General features: G+C 62.5%; 15 protein-coding genes. 2 read left to right on the top strand and 13 right to left on the bottom strand.

Annotation, left to right across the window (positions count from 1 at the left end):
• Positions 1 to 5: 5 nt before the first annotated feature.
• The 3 genes from FFM53_RS17090 to FFM53_RS17080 all read right to left on the bottom strand — a co-directional run bounded on the left by FFM53_RS17090 (position 6) and on the right by FFM53_RS17080 (position 3060).
• A complete protein-coding gene (locus FFM53_RS17090; RefSeq protein WP_138333406.1) occupies positions 6 to 1037 on the bottom strand; it encodes a peptidoglycan -binding protein in 1032 nt (343 codons plus the stop codon).
• Positions 1038 to 1040: 3 nt separating this feature from the next.
• Entirely contained in the window at positions 1041 to 2147 is a 1107-nt protein-coding gene (locus FFM53_RS17085) for a flagellar motor protein MotA (RefSeq protein WP_138333405.1), read from the bottom strand.
• Positions 2148 to 2259: 112 nt separating this feature from the next.
• Complete coding sequence (locus FFM53_RS17080; protein ID WP_138333404.1) at positions 2260 to 3060, bottom strand: inositol monophosphatase family protein; 801 nt, start codon at positions 3058 to 3060, stop codon at positions 2260 to 2262.
• 218 nt (positions 3061 to 3278) lie between these two features.
• Here FFM53_RS17080 and FFM53_RS17075 point away from each other — a divergent pair, with 218 nt between their 5' ends.
• Both FFM53_RS17075 and FFM53_RS17070 read left to right on the top strand, forming a co-directional pair.
• Positions 3279 to 3857, top strand: a complete 579-nt coding sequence (locus tag FFM53_RS17075; protein WP_138333403.1) for a TetR/AcrR family transcriptional regulator — start codon at positions 3279 to 3281, stop codon at positions 3855 to 3857.
• Positions 3858 to 3931: 74 nt separating this feature from the next.
• Positions 3932 to 4672, top strand: a complete 741-nt coding sequence (locus tag FFM53_RS17070; protein WP_138390945.1) for a 3-oxoacyl-ACP reductase family protein — start codon at positions 3932 to 3934, stop codon at positions 4670 to 4672.
• An 81-nt stretch (positions 4673 to 4753) separates the two neighbouring features.
• Here the strand turns inward: FFM53_RS17070 and FFM53_RS17065 are convergent, their stop codons facing one another.
• From FFM53_RS17065 to FFM53_RS17020, 10 genes are all read right to left on the bottom strand, one after another.
• Positions 4754 to 5851, bottom strand: coding sequence for a protein-glutamate methylesterase/protein-glutamine glutaminase (locus FFM53_RS17065; RefSeq protein WP_138333401.1), 1098 nt, complete (start codon positions 5849 to 5851; stop codon positions 4754 to 4756).
• 61 nt (positions 5852 to 5912) lie between these two features.
• Positions 5913 to 6770: a CheR family methyltransferase gene (locus FFM53_RS17060; protein WP_138390946.1), complete on the bottom strand. Its 858-nt coding sequence runs from the start codon at positions 6768 to 6770 to the stop codon at positions 5913 to 5915.
• Between the two features lie 30 nt (positions 6771 to 6800).
• Positions 6801 to 7283: a chemotaxis protein CheW gene (locus FFM53_RS17055; protein ID WP_018072866.1), complete on the bottom strand. Its 483-nt coding sequence runs from the start codon at positions 7281 to 7283 to the stop codon at positions 6801 to 6803.
• Positions 7280 to 9088, bottom strand: a complete 1809-nt coding sequence (locus FFM53_RS17050; protein WP_173883599.1) for a methyl-accepting chemotaxis protein — start codon at positions 9086 to 9088, stop codon at positions 7280 to 7282. The genes FFM53_RS17055 and FFM53_RS17050 overlap by 4 nt, the downstream gene beginning before the upstream one ends.
• 194 nt (positions 9089 to 9282) lie before the next feature.
• On the bottom strand, positions 9283 to 11205 hold the full coding sequence (locus FFM53_RS17045) for a HAMP domain-containing methyl-accepting chemotaxis protein (protein WP_138390528.1): 1923 nt from the start codon (positions 11203 to 11205) through the stop codon (positions 9283 to 9285).
• A gap of 244 nt (positions 11206 to 11449) precedes the next feature.
• Positions 11450 to 13159, bottom strand: a complete 1710-nt coding sequence (locus tag FFM53_RS17040; protein ID WP_138333397.1) for a methyl-accepting chemotaxis protein — start codon at positions 13157 to 13159, stop codon at positions 11450 to 11452.
• 33 nt (positions 13160 to 13192) lie between these two features.
• Positions 13193 to 13702, bottom strand: a complete 510-nt coding sequence (locus FFM53_RS17035) for a chemotaxis protein CheW (RefSeq protein ID WP_003542822.1) — start codon at positions 13700 to 13702, stop codon at positions 13193 to 13195.
• Positions 13699 to 15756, bottom strand: a complete 2058-nt coding sequence (locus FFM53_RS17030) for a chemotaxis protein CheA (protein ID WP_138390529.1) — start codon at positions 15754 to 15756, stop codon at positions 13699 to 13701. Before FFM53_RS17030 ends, FFM53_RS17035 begins: the two co-directional genes overlap by 4 nt.
• Positions 15753 to 16121 carry a response regulator gene (locus FFM53_RS17025; RefSeq protein ID WP_003542824.1) on the bottom strand — a complete coding sequence of 123 codons (369 nt, stop codon included), beginning with the start codon at positions 16119 to 16121 and terminating at the stop codon, positions 15753 to 15755. The genes FFM53_RS17030 and FFM53_RS17025 overlap by 4 nt, the downstream gene beginning before the upstream one ends.
• Positions 16118 to 16447 carry an STAS domain-containing protein gene (locus FFM53_RS17020; protein ID WP_028742222.1) on the bottom strand — a complete coding sequence of 110 codons (330 nt, stop codon included), beginning with the start codon at positions 16445 to 16447 and terminating at the stop codon, positions 16118 to 16120. The genes FFM53_RS17025 and FFM53_RS17020 overlap by 4 nt, the downstream gene beginning before the upstream one ends.
• Positions 16448 to 16474: the final 27 nt, after the last annotated feature.

The following is a 16474-nucleotide window of genomic DNA, read 5'->3' as shown; positions in this document are numbered from 1 at the left end:
GTTAATCACTTCTCGGTCAGCTTCAGCTCGATGCGGCGGTTGGTAGAGCGCGCATCCGGTGTATCGCCAGGCGCGATCGGCTGGAACTCGCCGAAGCCGGCGGCAACCAGCCGGTCGGCCGGCACGCCTTGTGCAATCAGGAATTTGACGACCGAAATCGCGCGCGCCGAGGAGAGTTCCCAATTGTCGCGATAGCGGCCAGTTCCGCCAAGCGGCACATTGTCGGTATGGCCATCGACGCGCAGCACCCAGTTGATCTCGGGCGGAATTTCTTTGGCGAGATCGAGAAGGGCGCTAGCAAGCTTCGCCATCTCGGTCTGCCCCTCCGGGTTGAGATCGGCGCCGCCCGAGGGAAACAGCACTTCCGATTGGAAGACGAACCGGTCGCCGACGATGCGGATATTCTCGCGGTCCGAGAGGATCTCGCGCAGACGGCCGAAGAAGTCGGAACGGTAGCGGTTCAGCTCCTGAACGCGTGCGGCGAGCGCCACGTTGAGGCGGCTGCCGAGGTCGGCGATCTTGGTCTGCGAGACCCGGTCTTTCTCCTCCGACGCCTGAAGGGCTGCTTCGACGGCGGCAATCTGGCTGCGAAGCGCTGCGATCTGCTGGTTCAGCAATTCGACCTGGCTGAGCGCCCGCTCGCTCACCTGCTTCTGCTCGTCGAGCTCCTGCGTCATCGAGCCGATCCGCTTCTGTGCCGCATCCTGACCGCCCGAACCGGCATTCAGCAGCGCCTGCAGCCGCGACCGGTCACCTTCGGCGCTGGCAAGCGAGGCCTGCAGATTGGCGACCGAATCCTGGAGATCCTGGTTGCTGCCCTTTTCGAGCGCGAGAAGCTGCGTCAATTCGTTGATCTGGCTGTTGAGACGATTGAGCACCTCATCGCGTCCAGTGATCTCGCGGCTGAGGATGAACTGCCCGACGACGAAGACCGTCAGCAGGAACATGATGGAAATGAGCAGCGTCGACAGCGCGTCGACGAAACCCGGCCAGTAATCCACCGTGCGTTCGCGGCGCCGGTTGCGGGCAAGAGCCATGGCTTACTTGCCCTCGCTCTTTTCTGCCTGGCTGGCACGGTCGCGCAAACGCTCGCCCCTCTCACCTGCGCGCTCCTGCACGCCGATGCGTTCGGCAAGCCGGTCGAGCGTGCGTCGCATTGCCTTGGCCTCGTCCTGCTGTGCCTCGATCCAGTCGCGCAGCATCTGCTGCTCGTTGCGCATGTTCTTGACGAGACCCTGAATGCCTTCGGCAAGGCTCGCCATGGCAGCGACGGAGCGCTGGCTGCCGGCGCCGCCCTCTTCCGAGACCTTGCGCAGATAATCGGAGAGCGCGCGCATGTCGTCCGACGAAGCGCCGGAAACGGCGTCGAGAGCTGGGGCAAGATGATCGGAGCCGACATCCGTGACCGAGGAGAGCCAGTTTTCCAGCTCCATATAGAAGCGGTTTTGCGCGCGGCCGGCCTGCAGGTCGAGGAAGCCGAGAATGAGCGAACCGGAAAGGCCGAGCAGCGAGGAGGAGAAGGCCTGGCCCATGCCCGAAAGCGGCGTGGAAAGCCCTTCCTTCAGCGCCGAGAGCACGTCCCCGGTGCCGTTCGAGCCGGCATCGAGCGACTGGATGACAATGCTGATCGAACCGATCGTGCCGATGAGGCCCCAGAATGTGCCGAGCAGGCCGAGGAAGACCAAGAGGCCGATCAGGTAGCGCGAAACGTCGCGCGATTCGTCGAGGCGGCTGGCAATCGAATCGAGGATCGAGCGTAGCGCCGTCGTCGACAGCGACACTGCGGACTTGCGGCTGCCGAGCAGCGCCCGCATTGGCGCAAGCAGCCGCGGATTGCGGTTGACCTTGTCGACGCTGCCGGCGGCGCGGAACGAATTGAACCAGCGCACCTCGGGGCGAAGCGCCAGTACATGGTTGAAAACAAGGATGATTCCGACCGCGAGAACGCCGACGATCAGGCCGTTGAGGCCCGGATTGTGCATGAAGGCGGTCTGCGTCTGGCGGAAGAGGATGGCGGCGATAAAACCGACGATGACGAGGAAAAGCAGCATCGTCCAGAGGAAGGGCATGGGGCTCGAAAGCCTGTTGGCATAAATGCCCGCCGTCTTTTCGGTGGAGCCGATCTCCGCCACATTCACATTTTCCATAGGTTACGCAGCCTCCGGATTCCCTGCTGGCGGAGACTAGAACAACATTGTGCCGAATTGAAGTATGCCGGGGAGAAAACCGTGACTTTACAACAGCCAGATTTTCGTTCGGTCACTTGGCGGGAACCGGCCGCTTGACGACTTCGATCAGCGCCTTGTGGATAATCTCGTTGCCGGCGACGATCGTGCCGCTCTCCAGCATCGTCGCGCCACCGTCCCAGTCGGTGGCGAAACCGCCAGCTTCGCGGATGAGCAGGATGCCAGCCGCCATATCCCAGGGCGCAAGCTCCGCTTCCCAGAAACCGTCGAAACGCCCGGCCGCGACATAGGCAAGATCAAGCGTCGGCGAGCCCAGGCGCCGGATGCCTGCCACTTCGCCCATCACGTGGCGAAGCTCGACCAGGAACTTGCCGTGATTGCGCTTGCCGAGCGCCGGCACGCCACAGCCGATGACGCAATCCGACAGTGCCCGGCGCGCAGCGACGCGCAGGCGCCGGTCGTTGAGAAAGGCGCCGCCGCCACGCTCGGCGGTATAGAGTTCGTCGGTCGCCGGATTGAAGACGACGGCGGCAACGATCTCGCCATTGCGTTCGAGCGCGATCGAGACAGCGAAGGCTGGGATGCCGTGCAAAAAGTTCGTCGTGCCGTCGAGCGGGTCGACGATCCAGCGATGCGCGCCGTCGGTGCCCCTGATTTCCTCGCTTTCCTCGCCGAGGAAGCCATAGGTCGGACGCGCCTTGAGCAGCTCTTCCCTGACGATCTTTTCGGCCTTGCGGTCGGCGGTGGAAACGAAATCGCCCGGTCCCTTCACGGAAACCTGCAGGTTCTGCACTTCGCCGAAATCACGTCCCAGCGACTTTCCTGCCTTGAGGGCAGCCTGAACCATGACATTGAGAAGAGCTGAACGGGCCATCGGCGCATTTTTCCTTGGGACTGATACGGGGCGCGCGCGCTGCCAGGGGCGGGAAGTGTCCCTGAACATGCATGACAGGCAGCGCTGCGAAGATTGGCGGCCTCAAGACCACAAAATCAGGGAAATTTCAAGGGGAGGCGCGCATGGCTGCCCTGCGGTGCCAGAAACCATTAATTTTATTCTGGACAGATCAGTCCAATAAGAGTAGAAGCCTCGTCATGGCACGACACAAGGAATTCGATCGCGACACCGCCCTTCATGCCGCCATCGGCGTATTTTCCGAGCACGGCTATGAAGGCACCTCGACCGAGGAATTGCTGACGGCGATGAAGATCAGCCGGCAAAGCATGTACGACACCTTCGGCGACAAGCGCGGCCTCTATCTGGAAGCGCTGAAGCGCTACAATGTGGAGAGCATCGACAACATCATCGCCGATCTTCGCCGCGAAGGCCGGCCGATCGAGGCGCTGGAAGGCGCTCTTGTCGCCTTCGCCTCGCGTCCCGCTGCCGAAGCGCGGCGCGGCTGCCTCGGTGTCAGCGCCATCTGTGAATTCGGCCGCACCGATGCCGAGGTCGCAGCTCTTACCGACAGCGCCGGCCACGCGCTTCACGCGGCGATCGAGAGCCTTCTCGCGGAGGCTCGCAGGACCGGAGATCTCGCAACAGATATCGATATCGCCGACGCCATTCCGTTTCTCGGCGCTGCCCTGTCGGGCATGAAAGTCAGCGCCCGAAACGGCGCCCCACCCGCGACGCTACGCGGTATCGCACGCATGGCAATCAGAAGCCTCCGCTGACGAAGGGACAACTCCGAACCGGCCTTTCCATGCACAATTCTAGACTGATCTATCCAAAAACAAAGGAAACCTGCATGTCTCAACCCCTTTCCACCAAGATCGCCCTCGTTACCGGCGGCTCACGCGGCATCGGTGCCGCCATCGTCCGAAGGCTCGCCGCCGACGGCGCCGCCGTCGCCTTCACCTATTCCAGCTCGGAGCACAAGGCGAAGGCGATCGTCGCCGAATTGGAGGCTGCCGGCGGCAGGGCGCTAGCGATCCGGGCCGACAGTGCCGACGCGAAAGCCGTGCAGGATGCTGTCGCGCTGACAGCCGAGACCTTTGGCGGTCTCGACATTCTCGTCAGCAATGCCGGGATTCTCATCCTCAACCCGCTCGACGACTATTCGCTCGAAGATTTCGACCGGATGTTCGCCATTAATGTCCGCGCTGCCTTCGTCGGCATCCAGGCAGCGGCAAGACATATGAAGGAAGGCGGCCGCATCATCACCATCGGCAGCGTCACCGCCGATCGCAGCGGCTTTCCGACCTCCGCAGTCTACAGCATGACGAAGGGCGCGATCGCCTCGATGACCCGCGGCCTCGCCCGCGATCTCGGCCCACGCGGCATCACCGTCAACAACATCCAGCCCGGCCCGACGGCGACCGACATGAACCCCAATGAGGACGATCATGAGCGCCTCAAGCCGCTGATGGCGCTTGGCCGCCTGGGTGAGGACCGCGAGATCGCCGGTCTCGCCGCCTATCTCGTCAGTGCCGAGGCCGCCTTCGTCACCGGCACCAGCCTGACGATCGACGGCGGTTATCTCGCCTGAATACAGAACTTGACGGCTATGATCAAAAGCCGGCGGCATCGTGCGATACCGCCGGCTTCAGCCGGTTCCCTTGAAACCGACTTAAAACTTCTGTTGTGTCATCAGCACTTCGCGAGCGATCTGATCGAGCGGCAGAATACGGTCGACGCCGCCTTTGGCGATCGCCTCCTTCGGCATGCCGAAAACAACGGAACTCGCCTCGTCCTGCGCCACTGTGTAGGCGCCGGCCTGATGCATTTCCAGCATGCCGCGCGCGCCGTCGTCGCCCATGCCGGTCATGATGATCCCCATGGCGTTCGAGCCGGCCGAGCGCGCCGCCGAGCGGAAGAGCACGTCGACGGAAGGCCGGTGTCGCGACACCAGCGGCCCGGTCTTGACGCTCACATAGTAGCGCGCACCCTGGCGTTCGAGCAGCATGTGTTTGTCGCCTGGCGCGATCAGCACATGGCCGCGCAGCACCGGATCGCCATCGACGGCTTCCTTGACCTCGACCTCGCAGAGCCCGTTCAGCCGCTTGGCGAAGGCGGCAGTAAATTTTTCCGGCATATGCTGGACGATCACCATGCCAGGTGCATTGGCCGGCAGTTCCTCCAGGAACTCGCGCAGCGCTTCGGTGCCGCCGGTGGAGGCGCCGACGCAGACGACCATCTCCGTCGTCTTAGCCATGGCCCGCCCCGTCGGTGGCGGCAGCATCACATCCGCGGTCAGCTTCTTGGCCGGCCCCTCCGCCGAAGCCGGGCGAATGGTTCCGGCGGCGCGGCGCACGTTGGAAAGCCGTGCATGCGAGGCGCTCTTGACGACTTCGCGAATACGCATCGCATCGTCGGCAAGGCTGTCGGCCGCTCCGATCTTCGATTTCAAAATGACGTCGACGGCGCCGGCCTCCAGCGCCTGGAGCAGCGTTTCCGAACCCGCTTCCGTCAGCGACGAGCACATCACGACGGGGATCGGCCGTTGCGACATCAGCTTGCGCAGGAAGGTGATGCCATCCATGCGCGGCATCTCGACGTCGAGCGTGATGACATCGGGGATCTCCTCCTGGAGCTTCCGCGCCGCCATGAAAGGGTCGGATGCGACCGCCATGATCTCGATATCGGGATCCTGCTCCAGCACATGGGTCAGCGTCTGGCGGATGCTGGCGGAATCGTCGATGATGAGAACGCGGATTTTCTTAGCCATGAATGCCCCTAATGCATGCCGTCCAGAAGTGCGCAGCGGTTTTGGGATGACGCGATGCGCTTTAGATACGCTGAAACACCGTATTCGAGACCTGCTTCAACGGCAGATCGAAGCCGGTGATCGATTCGGAGTGACCGATGAACATATAGCCGCCCTTCGCCAGGCAGGCGCAGAGGCGGTTGAGCACGCCGGCCTGAGTCTGTTTGTCGAAGTAGATTAGCACGTTGCGGCAGAAGATGACGTGCATCGGTTCGCCGATCGCGTATTTCTCGTCCATCAGGTTCATACGGGCAAAACCGATCTTGCTGCGCAGTTTCGGCGTGATGCGCACCTCCCGCCGACCTGGCTGCTTGGCTGTCAGCACGTATTTGCGCTGCAGATCGCGCGGCACAGGCGCGATCAAATCTTCCGGGTAGATGCCCCGGCGCGCCGTCTGCAGCACGTCGGTGGAAAGGTCGGTCGCCAGCACGCTGCAGGAGACGTCATTGCGGCCTTCGGCGAACTCCGCCAGCACCATCGCCATCGTGTAGGGTTCCGCCCCCGTCGAGCAGGCCGAACTCCAGGTGCGGATGGTCCGCACGCCGCTATTGGCGATCGCCGGCAACGCCACGCTCTGCAGATAGTCGAAATGCTTGGCTTCGCGGAAGAAGTCGGTCTTATTCGTCGTCACCACGTCGATCAGGTAGACGGTTTCCTGGGCGAGGCCATCCTCATTGAACAGGAAGTCGCAATAATCGTCGAAGGTCGCGTGGTTGGTTGCGCGAAGGCGGCGCCTCAGCCGCCCTTCGAGCATCGTCAGCTTGGTCGGCGGCATCTTGATGCCGCTATAGTCGTAGATGAACCGGGCAAGCTTGTCGAAATTGCGCTTGCTGATCCGGTCACCCGGCAATTGGGTTTCCACCGCTGCTGCCATACTCATAGAATGCAGTACTCCGAGTTGATGCGCGGGTCAGGCCGCCGATTGCAGTGCCGAGGCGTCCTCGCGCGACAGCAAGCGTGCAAGATCGATGATGACGACGAAGCCGTTTTCACGGCGAACGACGCCGGCGATATAGTCCGAGCGCCACCGCACGCCGATATCGGGCGCTGCCTCGATCTGCTCGCGCCGGAACGGCGTGACCTCGAAGACGCGGTCGGCGACGAGGCCGAGCGTCAGCAGCCGGCTTTCCATCGGAACGTCGAGGACGAGCACCCGCGTGTGCGGTGTCGGCACGGTCTTCGTCATGCCGAGCTTCAATCGAAGGTCGATCGTCGGCACGCCCTGCCCGCGCACATCGCGCAGGCCGAGCAGATAGTCAGGACCATTCGGAATCTTGAAAGCTTCCGCATAGTCGAGGATTTCCCGTACGACCTCAACCGGCACGGCGAAAATCTCCTCGCCGAGGCTGAAGGTCACAAATTGCGCTTCCAGAGATGTCGTGGCCATGATCATGCGCTTTCCTTGAACTCGGCGTCCCCACTATCGGGACCACCCATCGAGAGATCGAGAGCGAAGCCTTTCGCCCGAGCCTGCTGGCCGGCAACGCTGTTGGCAGCCGGCTTCTTGGACATGGGCTTGCGGCCGGCGGCGGAAGCCAGGCTGCGGACCGTGACCTTGGCGGCCGGCACGCGATGCTGGCGATTGCTTGCCGTATCGACTTTAAAGAAGGCGATCGACGTCTGCAGTTCTTCCGCTTGGGTCGCGAGCTCTTCCGATGTCGCAGACATCTGCTCGGAAGCACCGGCATTCTGCTGCGTCACCTTGTCGAGCTGCTGGATCGCTTCATTGATCTGCGAGGCGCCGATATCCTGCTCGCGGCAGGCGGCACTGATCTCGGAAACCAGTTCCGCCGTCTTGCGGATATCGGGCACCAGCCGGCCGAGCATGTCGCCGGCTTCCTGAGCGGCCTTGACCGTATCGCCCGACATAGAGCTGATTTCGGCGGCGGCCGACTGGCTGCGTTCGGCAAGCTTGCGCACTTCCGAGGCGACGACCGCAAAACCCTTGCCGTGTTCCCCCGCACGCGCGGCTTCGACGGCAGCGTTCAAAGCCAGCAGATCGGTCTGGCGGGCGATTTCCTGGACGATGCCGATCTTCTGGGCAATCGTGCGCATGGCGTCGACAGCACGCGTCACCGCTTCACCGCTCATCTCCGCGTCCTTGGCCGACTGGCGGGCGATCTTTTCGGTCTGGGCGGCGTTATCGGCGTTCTGCTTGATGTTGGCGGCCATCTCTTCCATCGAGGCAGAAGCCTCTTCGGCCGACGCGGCCTGTTCAGTTGCGCCCTGCGACACCTGCTCGGAGCTCGAGGAGAGTTCCTGGCTGCCGGCCGAGACATTTTCTGCGGCAGCGGCCGCGTCGGAGACAACCCCGCGCAGGCGCTCGACCATCTGCTCGAGCGCAATGCCCAACGCATCCTTGTCGGAGAGCGGCTTCGGAGACACCGTCAGGTCGCCGTTTGCGATCTGATTGGCGATCTCCGCGGTGTTGCGAAGATTTTCCGTCATAACGTTGATCGTGTTCACGAGATCCTTGATCTCGTCGTTGCTCCTGATCTCGACCTTCTGGTTCAGGTCACCGATGGCGACGGCGCTGGCAACGTTCATGATCTTGCGCAGGCCGCTGTTGACGCCGAGCGCGATCCATAGCGCAGCAGCGAACGCGATGACGGAAGCGCCGACAGCAATACCGATGAGCATGTTCTTCGTCGAACTATAAAGAATGTCGGTGTCGTCATCGGCTTGCGTCATCGACTTCTGCTGAAGTGCGACGAGCGTCTCGAAAACCTCTTCCAATTCCACGACGAGGACGCGGACCTCTCCCGACGAAAGCGCCGCGGCCCCTGCCCTGTCGCCGCTTTCCTGGATGGAGGCGACCTTGTTGGAGCTCTCATTGAAGCGTTTGGCAAGCTCAACCAGCCTGTCCCAAGTGGGTTTGCCCTCGGTGGTTGCGAGCTGTTGGCCGCCCGTGGCGAAGGCCACCATTTCATCCAGGCTCTTCGCCGAGTTCTGGTAGTCCTTCCTGGCCACTTCGGGATCCATTTCCAGAAGGGCATTCTTCTGCCAGCGAACGGCATTAAGCTCGGCAGTCTTTGCCTCCAGAGCCAGTTCCAGCCTTTTTGCAGGACCTGAAACAAGGTTGCCGACAGCATCGTTCAGGGAACTGAGGCTGATGATTCCATAGACCGCGCTGCCTACCAGCAACAGTATGACAAAGCCGAATGCGGCTGCGAGCTTAAGTTTGATCGTAATACGCATCTCAATATACCTCTCCGAGAGCGAAGCAATAAAATGGGGTCCAGGGGCGCGCGGCATCATGCAGCAAAGAAATTCGAGTAGGCAAAGACATGCCACGGAAGGAAATTGGCGGACTTCCGTGCCGGCACGCGAGCGCCGGAGTGCGCGTCGTGGGCCAGGCTGGCTGGCCCACGACAGTTGCGAACGGGGGAGCGCTATGCGCTCTCCCTAAACTCGTCATCGGCCGTGTCGGGACCGCCCATCGACATATCGAGGGCAAACCCCTTGGCGCGGGCCTGCTGGCCGGCGACCGTATTGGCCGGCGCCTTGCTGGCCGGCTTGCGCGGTGTGGCCGGAGCCCGGCTGCGGACGGTGAGTTTTGCAGCCGGCGTGCGATCGCGGCGCCCGCCCGCCATGTCAACCCTGAAGAAGGCGATCGAGGTCTGCAGTTCCTCGGCCTGGGAAGCGAGCTCCTCGGAGGTCGCCGACATCTGCTCGGAGGCACCGGCATTCTGCTGCGTCACCTTGTCGAGCTGCTGGATTGCCTCGTTGATCTGGGCAGCCCCGATATCCTGTTCGCGGCAGGCAGCACTGATCTCGGAGACCAGTTCCGCCGTCTTGCGGATGTCGGGCACCAGACGGCCGAGCATATCGCCGGCTTCCTGGGCGGCCGTCACGGTATCGCTCGACATGGCGCTGATTTCGGCGGCAGCCGACTGGCTGCGTTCGGCAAGCTTGCGCACCTCCGAGGCGACGACCGCAAAACCTTTGCCGTGTTCGCCGGCGCGTGCTGCTTCCACAGCGGCATTCAGAGCCAGCAGATCGGTCTGGCGGGCGATCTCCTGGACAATGCCGATCTTCTGGGCGATCGTGCGCATGGCATCGACGGCACGGGAGACGGCCTCGCCGCTGGCTTCAGCATCCTTGGCCGACTGACGGGCGATCTTTTCCGTTTGCGCCGCGTTGTCAGCGTTCTGCTTGATATTGGAAGCCATCTCTTCCATCGAGGCGGAAGCCTCTTCGGCCGAAGCCGCCTGTTCGGTGGCGCCCTGCGAGACCTGCTCGGAGCTTGCCGAGAGTTCCTGGCTGCCGGAAGAGACGTTCTCGGCGGCGGAGATCGCGTCGGCGACGACGCCGCGCAGACGTTCGACCATCTGCTCCAGGGCGAGGCCCAGCGCATCCTTGTCGGAGAGCGGCTTCGGAGACACCGTCAGGTCGCCGTTTGCGATCTGATCGGCGATGCCGGCGGTGGTCCGCAGGTTGGAGATCATGCTCTGCATCGCGATGCCGAGCGTATCCTTGTCCGAAAGCGGCTTGGCATCGGTACTGAGGTCGCCCATAGCGATCTGATCGGCGAGTGCTGCCGTGGCGCGCAGGTTGGCAGTCATGGTGTTGACCGTGTTGATGAGATCCTTGATCTCGTCATTGGTCTTGACGTCGACCTTCTGGTTGAGGTCGCCGATTGCGACGGCGTTTACGACGGTCGTAATCTTCCGCAGACCGTTGTTGATGCCGAGCGTGATCCACAGTGCAGCGCCGAGAGCGATGAGCACGGCGATACCGGAAGCGGTGCCGAGGATCAGCTTGGTCGAATTGTAAAGATCGGTGTTCGACTGATCGGTCGCCTTCATGCCCTTGCGCTGGATCTCGATGAGTGCGGCAATCGCGTCACCCATGTCGTTGGTCATCGTGCGCAGGTCGCCGAGCGACAGCGCCAGTGCACCGGCTTGATCGCCCCTGGCGTCAAGCTGCTGCAGTTCGGCGGATCTGTCGCGGAATTTCGCACCGATCGTCTGCAGCTTTTCCCAATAGGGCTTGCCTTCGGGCGAAGCGATGGCGTGGCCGGCATCGACGGCATCGAACATCGCCTGCAAGTTCTGGTCGGCCTCCTTGTAGAAACCGGCAGCGGCGTCGGGTTCGGTGGAAAGCAGCGCGTTCTTCTGAGCGCGGATGGCGTTGACTTCGGCAACATTGGCGTTCAGCGCCAGTTCCAGGCGGCGCATCGGGCCGTCGATCATATTGCCGCTTGCATCGTTCAAGGTGCCGAGGCTCAGGCTTCCATAAACCGCGATGCCGATCAGCAGCAGCGTCATGATGCCGAAGGCAAGACCCAATTTGAGCTTGATGGTGAAACGCATGTGAGACCCCCTGTTTGCGGTCAAAACGAATGGATAGAGACACGTCCCATCGGTGGGGCGTCGAGCGTGAAAGTGATGTGTCTGAAAAGGGGGAAAGCGACTACATTCACTTCCCGGCAGCCGGACATCTATCGATCGCAGCGCCAACGCCTACATGCGTTGGGGGATATCCCGCCTCGGGCCACCGGAGCAGCCCGAGGGATCACATGGCGAAAGCGTTCAGGCGCTTTTGCCAGGGGAGCGCCTATGCGCTCTCCCTAAAGTCGTCGTCGCCGGCGTCTGGACCGCCCATCGACATATCGAGAGCAAAGCCCTTGAGACGCTGCTGCTGCGCCGAAACCGTCTGGCCACGGCCCTGGCCGTTGGCCTGCGGGGCGGGTTTGCGGACAGCAGCCGGGGTCTTGATCACCTTGGTCGAAGCTTTTGGCTGGGCCTTGTAGGCGCCGGTCCGTGCGCTGCCTGCCGTATCGACCTTGAAGAAGGCGATCGAGGTCTGCAGCTCCTCGGCCTGGGAGGCGAGCTCCTCGGAGGTTGCCGACATCTGCTCGGAAGCGCCGGCATTCTGCTGCGTCACTTTGTCGAGCTGCTGGATCGCTTCGTTGATCTGCGAGGCGCCGATATCCTGTTCGCGGCAGGCCGCACTGATCTCGGAAACCAGTTCCGCCGTCTTGCGGATGTCGGGCACCAGCCGGCCAAGCATGTCGCCGGCATCGGCGGCAGCCTTGACTGTGTCGCTCGACATCGAGCTGATTTCGGCAGCGGCCGACTGGCTGCGTTCAGCAAGCTTGCGCACCTCCGAGGCGACGACCGCAAAACCCTTGCCGTGTTCCCCCGCACGAGCGGCTTCGACGGCAGCGTTCAGAGCCAGCAGATCGGTCTGGCGGGCGATCTCCTGGACGATGCCGATCTTCTGGGCAATCGTGCGCATGGCGTCGACAGCACGCGTCACCGCTTCACCGCTCATCTCCGCGTCCTTGGCCGACTGGCGGGCGATCTTTTCGGTCTGGGCGGCGTTATCGGCGTTCTGCTTGATGTTGGCGGCCATCTGCTCCATCGAGGCAGAAGCCTCTTCGGCGGAAGCCGCCTGTTCGGTAGCGCCCTGCGATACCTGTTCCGAGCTTGCCGAAAGCTGCTGGCTGCCGGAAGAGACGTTGTCGGCGGCCGACAGTGCGTCGGCGACGACGCCGCGCAGGCGTTCGATCATCGTATTGACGTTGCCCAGAAGTTCGCCGATTTCGTCATGGCTGGTGATATCGGCCATCTTGGTCAGATCGCCTTCCGACACTTCGCGCACCACGCTGTTGGCACGGCCGAGGCCCTTGCTGATCGTGCTGGCGATCCAGAACGCGGTAAAGGCAGCAATCAGCAGGGCAACGGCGGCGACCGCAACCATCATTGTGCGCGTCGTCGTGTACTGCGCCTCGGCGCCGTCGTCGGCAGCCTTCATACGCTGCTTTTCAAGTGCCAGGATTTCGCTGAGCGTCGAGTCGATGTCGTTGGCAGCGACCCGCGCCGTCGTGACGGAAACGGCATTTGCGCCTTCGGCATTGCCGGCCTTCATATATTCCCGGATCTGATCGTCGGCTGCCGTGAAGCTCTTGGAAAGTTCGGCGATGCGCGCCCAGCGCGCCTTGCCTTCTTCCGTGGCCAGCTCCAACACCTGGTTGAAGGCGTCGGTGAAGTCCTTGCGGGCCTGATTGCCCTTCGCGATTGCGCCAGCCGTCTCGTCTGCGCTGCGGGCAGTGAGCAGGTTCTTCTGCTGGCGGATCTCCTCGAGCTGGGCAATGTTGATCTGCTGCGCCAGATCGAGCCGGGCTGCCGGGCCGGCGAGAAGCTTATCGATCGTGTCATTCAGCGATCCAAGGCTGAAGATACCGTAAGCGGCGGTGCCTACGAGCATCAGAATGATGAAGGTGAACGCGGTCACCAGTTTCGTCTTGATTGTCAGTCGCATAGTCCCCAAACCCCTCGTTGAATTCATTCAGCGTCAATTAGCGGCTCCCGCCGCATCTCGCCTCGATGAAAAAATCGCCTGCAGATTGGGGAGAATGATGAACTCTCCGCCCCTTTTCACCAGGCAGTTGATGTAATCGGCGCGCCAGCGCATGCCGACACTCGGCGGGGCCTCGCTCGCGGACTTTGCAAGCGTCGTCACCTCGTTCACCTTGTCGGTCCTGAGGCCGACGAGCGTCTGCTCGCCCTGCAGATCGATCTCGATGACGATGATGCGGCTGTCGATTGTCGCCTCCGCCGCTTCCATCCCGAAGGCGAGACGCAGATCGGCGAGCGGAATGACCTTGCCGCGAAAGTTGATGACGCTGGCGACGAAGGGCTGGCTGCCCGGCACCGCGGTCTCGGGAAGCAGGTCCAGGATTTCCTGGACGATGACCGCTTCCAGCGCGAAGGTTTCGCCGTTGAGATCGAAGGTCAGGACTTCGACTTCCTCGGCATAGTTCCAGTGATTGTCAAATCGTTCGGCTGCTGCTGTTGCACTCATCCTGCTACACGCAATTGCGCCTCCTGTTGCTGACCCGCGGCAACCAGGTGCCCGACGTCGAGAATGAGAGCGACGCTGCCGTCGCCGAGAATGGTGGCGCCCGAGAAGGTCGCGACGTTATTGTGCAGTTTCGACATCGACTTGATGACCGTCTGGTGGTCGCCGATGATCTGGTCGACGACGAGGCCGACGCGCTCCGTGCCTGTGGAGATAACGACGACCTTCTGATGCACATCGGGTTTTGTGCCGGTGCGGAAGAGGTCGCGCAGGCGCAGGAACGGCACCAGGCTGTCGCGCAGCGAGATGAAGCTGCGGCCGCGCGAACGAAGATCTTCCTCGAGCGACAGTTCGAGGCATTCCTCGACCGCCGAGAGCGGGATGACGTAGCGGCCGGAACCGACGCGCACCAGCAGGCCGTCGATGATGGCGAGCGTCAGCGGGATGCGCAGCGACACTTCCGAACCCTGTCCCGGCACGCTGACGATGTCGATCGCGCCGCGGAGCGCCTCGACCGTCTTCTTCACCACGTCCATGCCGACCCCGCGGCCGGACAGATTGGTGATCGCGGCTGCCGTCGAGAAGCCGGGGGCGAAGATCAGCTGCAGCAGCTCGGAGTCGGAAAGCGGCTGGCCGGGCTGGATAAGGCCGGAGGACTCCGCCTTGGCGCGCACCCGTTCACGATTGATGCCGCGGCCGTCGTCCCTGATCGAGATGATCACCTCGCCGCCGGCCTGGCGGGCCAAAAGCGTCACCGTGCCGGCTTCCGTCTTGCCGGAGGCAAGGCGGTCGGCGGGCGTTTCGAGGCCGTGATCGATCGAATTGCGCACCAGATGCACAAGCGGATCGGCCAGACGCTCGATGACCGTTTTGTCGACTTCGGTGCTCTCGCCCTCCGTCACCAGCTCGATCACCTTGCCGGTCTCGCGAGCGAGATCGTGAACGAGGCGACGGAAGCGGGAGAACAGGGTGGCGACCGGCACCATGCGCAGCACCATCATCGTGTCGCGCAATTCGCCGGAGAGACGTTCGATTTCTTCCGAGACGGAGCGCAGTGCAATATCGGTGCTGGCGCTGGCGAGCTGGCTGAGGCGCGATTGCGCGATGACGAGCTCTCCGACGCGGTCCATCAGTTCGTCGAGACGTTCGGCCGGAACGCGGACATTCTCGGCCGCCTTCGCCTGGCTGACGGCGGCAGGCGCCTCGCGCTTGGCCGGAACCGCCTCGACAGGACGGAACTCCGGGACGGTGGTTGGTGAAACGGCGGCCGCCGATGCCGCGACGACAGGGGCAGGTGCAACCTTTTCCTCGACCGGAGCGGCGGTTGCCGCTGCCGACGTGTCGATCTCCTCGACGCTGAGTTCCATATCATCGAGCACGAAGATGAAGACGTCGTCGATCGCCGAGCGGTCCTGCTCGCTGGTCAGCGTCACGTCCCAGGAAATGTGGAGTTCCGTCGGAGCCAGCGCGTCGAGGGGCAGAATGGCCGAGGTGTTGGCGCGCACGGTGCATTCGCCGAGATCGCGCAGCTCGTCCAGCAGGCCGAGCGGGTTGGTGCCGTTGGCCATCGAATTGGCGGGCAGGCTGAAGCGGATGCGCCAGCTGTTCTTCTTCTTCGCCGCTGCGTCACGCACGGCTGCGGGTACGGAAACAGCGGCCGGCGCTGCTGCTGGCGCCGCTTCCTTGCCGCCGACGGCGGCTTGCAGCTGCGCCAGAAGCTTATGCCCGGTATCGCCATGATCGGCGTCCGGCTGGTCGACTAGGGCCCGCATATGGTCCTGCGCGGCGAGAACGGCGGCGACGAGTTCGCTGGTCGCCGCGACCTCGCCCTTTCGGACGCGGTCGAAGGCTGTTTCGCAATGATGGGTGAAGGCGGCGAGCGCCTCGAAACCGAACATTGCGCCGGAGCCCTTCAGCGTGTGGAGGCCGCGGAACACGGCGTCGACGAGATCCTTGTTGTCGAGCTGGTGGGTCAGGTCGAGAAGACCGGCCTCGATCGCTTCAAGGCATTCGGCGGCTTCCGTGCGGAATACGGCGACGGGATCGAGCGTACTCATCGTCCCAGAACCTTCTTCACGATCTTCACCAGGCTTTCCGGGTCGAACGGCTTGGTCAGCCAGCCGGTTGCGCCGGCGGCCTTGGCACGCGCCTTGAGGTCGGCGTCCGATTCCGTCGTCAGGAAGATGATCGGGACGCCGGCCTGCGCCGGCAGCTTGCGCAGTTCCTCGATCATCGTCAGCCCGTCCATGACAGGCATGTTAAGATCGGTCACGATCAGATCGAAGCTGCTGCCCTTGGCCGTCGCGAGGCCCTCTGCCCCATTGACCGCCTCGGTGACACTATAACCGGCATTGGTCAGCGTGACCTTGGTGGTCAGACGAATACTGGCGGAATCGTCGACAGTCAGGATATTTGCAGTCATAATGTCACCTCTTTATGCAACCAGAACTTTGCGTCTTCATGATCGAAGGATTCGATGAAACCTGCGCGCTCAAGTACCTTCAGGACCGAGCCGCTGGCCGGCGAAGAAAGCTTGAACGTCTTTCCCTTGGCTTTTGCTTGGCGGCGCGAGGATTCGATGAGTTGAACGAAACTCAGATCCGCTTCCGCGCCTTCGGGAATGCTGATGATGATTGTATCATTGCTATGAAATTCATCAGTAAACTTTGAATATAGTTCGGACACGTTACGAATACTGAGCACGTCCGGTAAATTTATAGATTCGTAATATTGCTTCTGAGTATCCAATACAGCCTCCTGGGCCAGAAAAATACT

It is taken from the genome of Rhizobium indicum (genome assembly GCF_005862305.2).
Taxonomy (GTDB): domain Bacteria; phylum Pseudomonadota; class Alphaproteobacteria; order Rhizobiales; family Rhizobiaceae; genus Rhizobium; species Rhizobium indicum.
Note: the sequence above shows the minus strand (reverse complement) of the source record. Positions and strands in the feature narration are given on the sequence as shown.

What these genes read in the sequence shown, in the direction of transcription:
- FFM53_RS17060 (WP_138390946.1), bottom strand. Translation starts at nt 6,770, where the DNA reads ATGAGTATGGCAGCAGCGGTGGAAACCCAATTGCCGGGTGACCGGATC.
- FFM53_RS17040 (WP_138333397.1), bottom strand. Translation starts at nt 13,159, where the DNA reads ATGCGACTGACAATCAAGACGAAACTGGTGACCGCGTTCACCTTCATC.
- FFM53_RS17065 (WP_138333401.1), bottom strand. Translation starts at nt 5,851, where the DNA reads ATGGCTAAGAAAATCCGCGTTCTCATCATCGACGATTCCGCCAGCATC.
- FFM53_RS17075 (WP_138333403.1), top strand. Translation starts at nt 3,279, where the DNA reads ATGGCACGACACAAGGAATTCGATCGCGACACCGCCCTTCATGCCGCC.
- FFM53_RS17030 (WP_138390529.1), bottom strand. Translation starts at nt 15,756, where the DNA reads ATGAGTACGCTCGATCCCGTCGCCGTATTCCGCACGGAAGCCGCCGAA.
- FFM53_RS17035 (WP_003542822.1), bottom strand. Translation starts at nt 13,702, where the DNA reads ATGAGTGCAACAGCAGCAGCCGAACGATTTGACAATCACTGGAACTAT.
- FFM53_RS17080 (WP_138333404.1), bottom strand. Translation starts at nt 3,060, where the DNA reads ATGGCCCGTTCAGCTCTTCTCAATGTCATGGTTCAGGCTGCCCTCAAG.
- FFM53_RS17045 (WP_138390528.1), bottom strand. Translation starts at nt 11,205, where the DNA reads ATGCGTTTCACCATCAAGCTCAAATTGGGTCTTGCCTTCGGCATCATG.
- FFM53_RS17070 (WP_138390945.1), top strand. Translation starts at nt 3,932, where the DNA reads ATGTCTCAACCCCTTTCCACCAAGATCGCCCTCGTTACCGGCGGCTCA.
- FFM53_RS17050 (WP_173883599.1), bottom strand. Translation starts at nt 9,088, where the DNA reads ATGCGTATTACGATCAAACTTAAGCTCGCAGCCGCATTCGGCTTTGTC.
- FFM53_RS17090 (WP_138333406.1), bottom strand. Translation starts at nt 1,037, where the DNA reads ATGGCTCTTGCCCGCAACCGGCGCCGCGAACGCACGGTGGATTACTGG.
- FFM53_RS17085 (WP_138333405.1), bottom strand. Translation starts at nt 2,147, where the DNA reads ATGGAAAATGTGAATGTGGCGGAGATCGGCTCCACCGAAAAGACGGCG.
- FFM53_RS17025 (WP_003542824.1), bottom strand. Translation starts at nt 16,121, where the DNA reads ATGACTGCAAATATCCTGACTGTCGACGATTCCGCCAGTATTCGTCTG.
- FFM53_RS17055 (WP_018072866.1), bottom strand. Translation starts at nt 7,283, where the DNA reads ATGATCATGGCCACGACATCTCTGGAAGCGCAATTTGTGACCTTCAGC.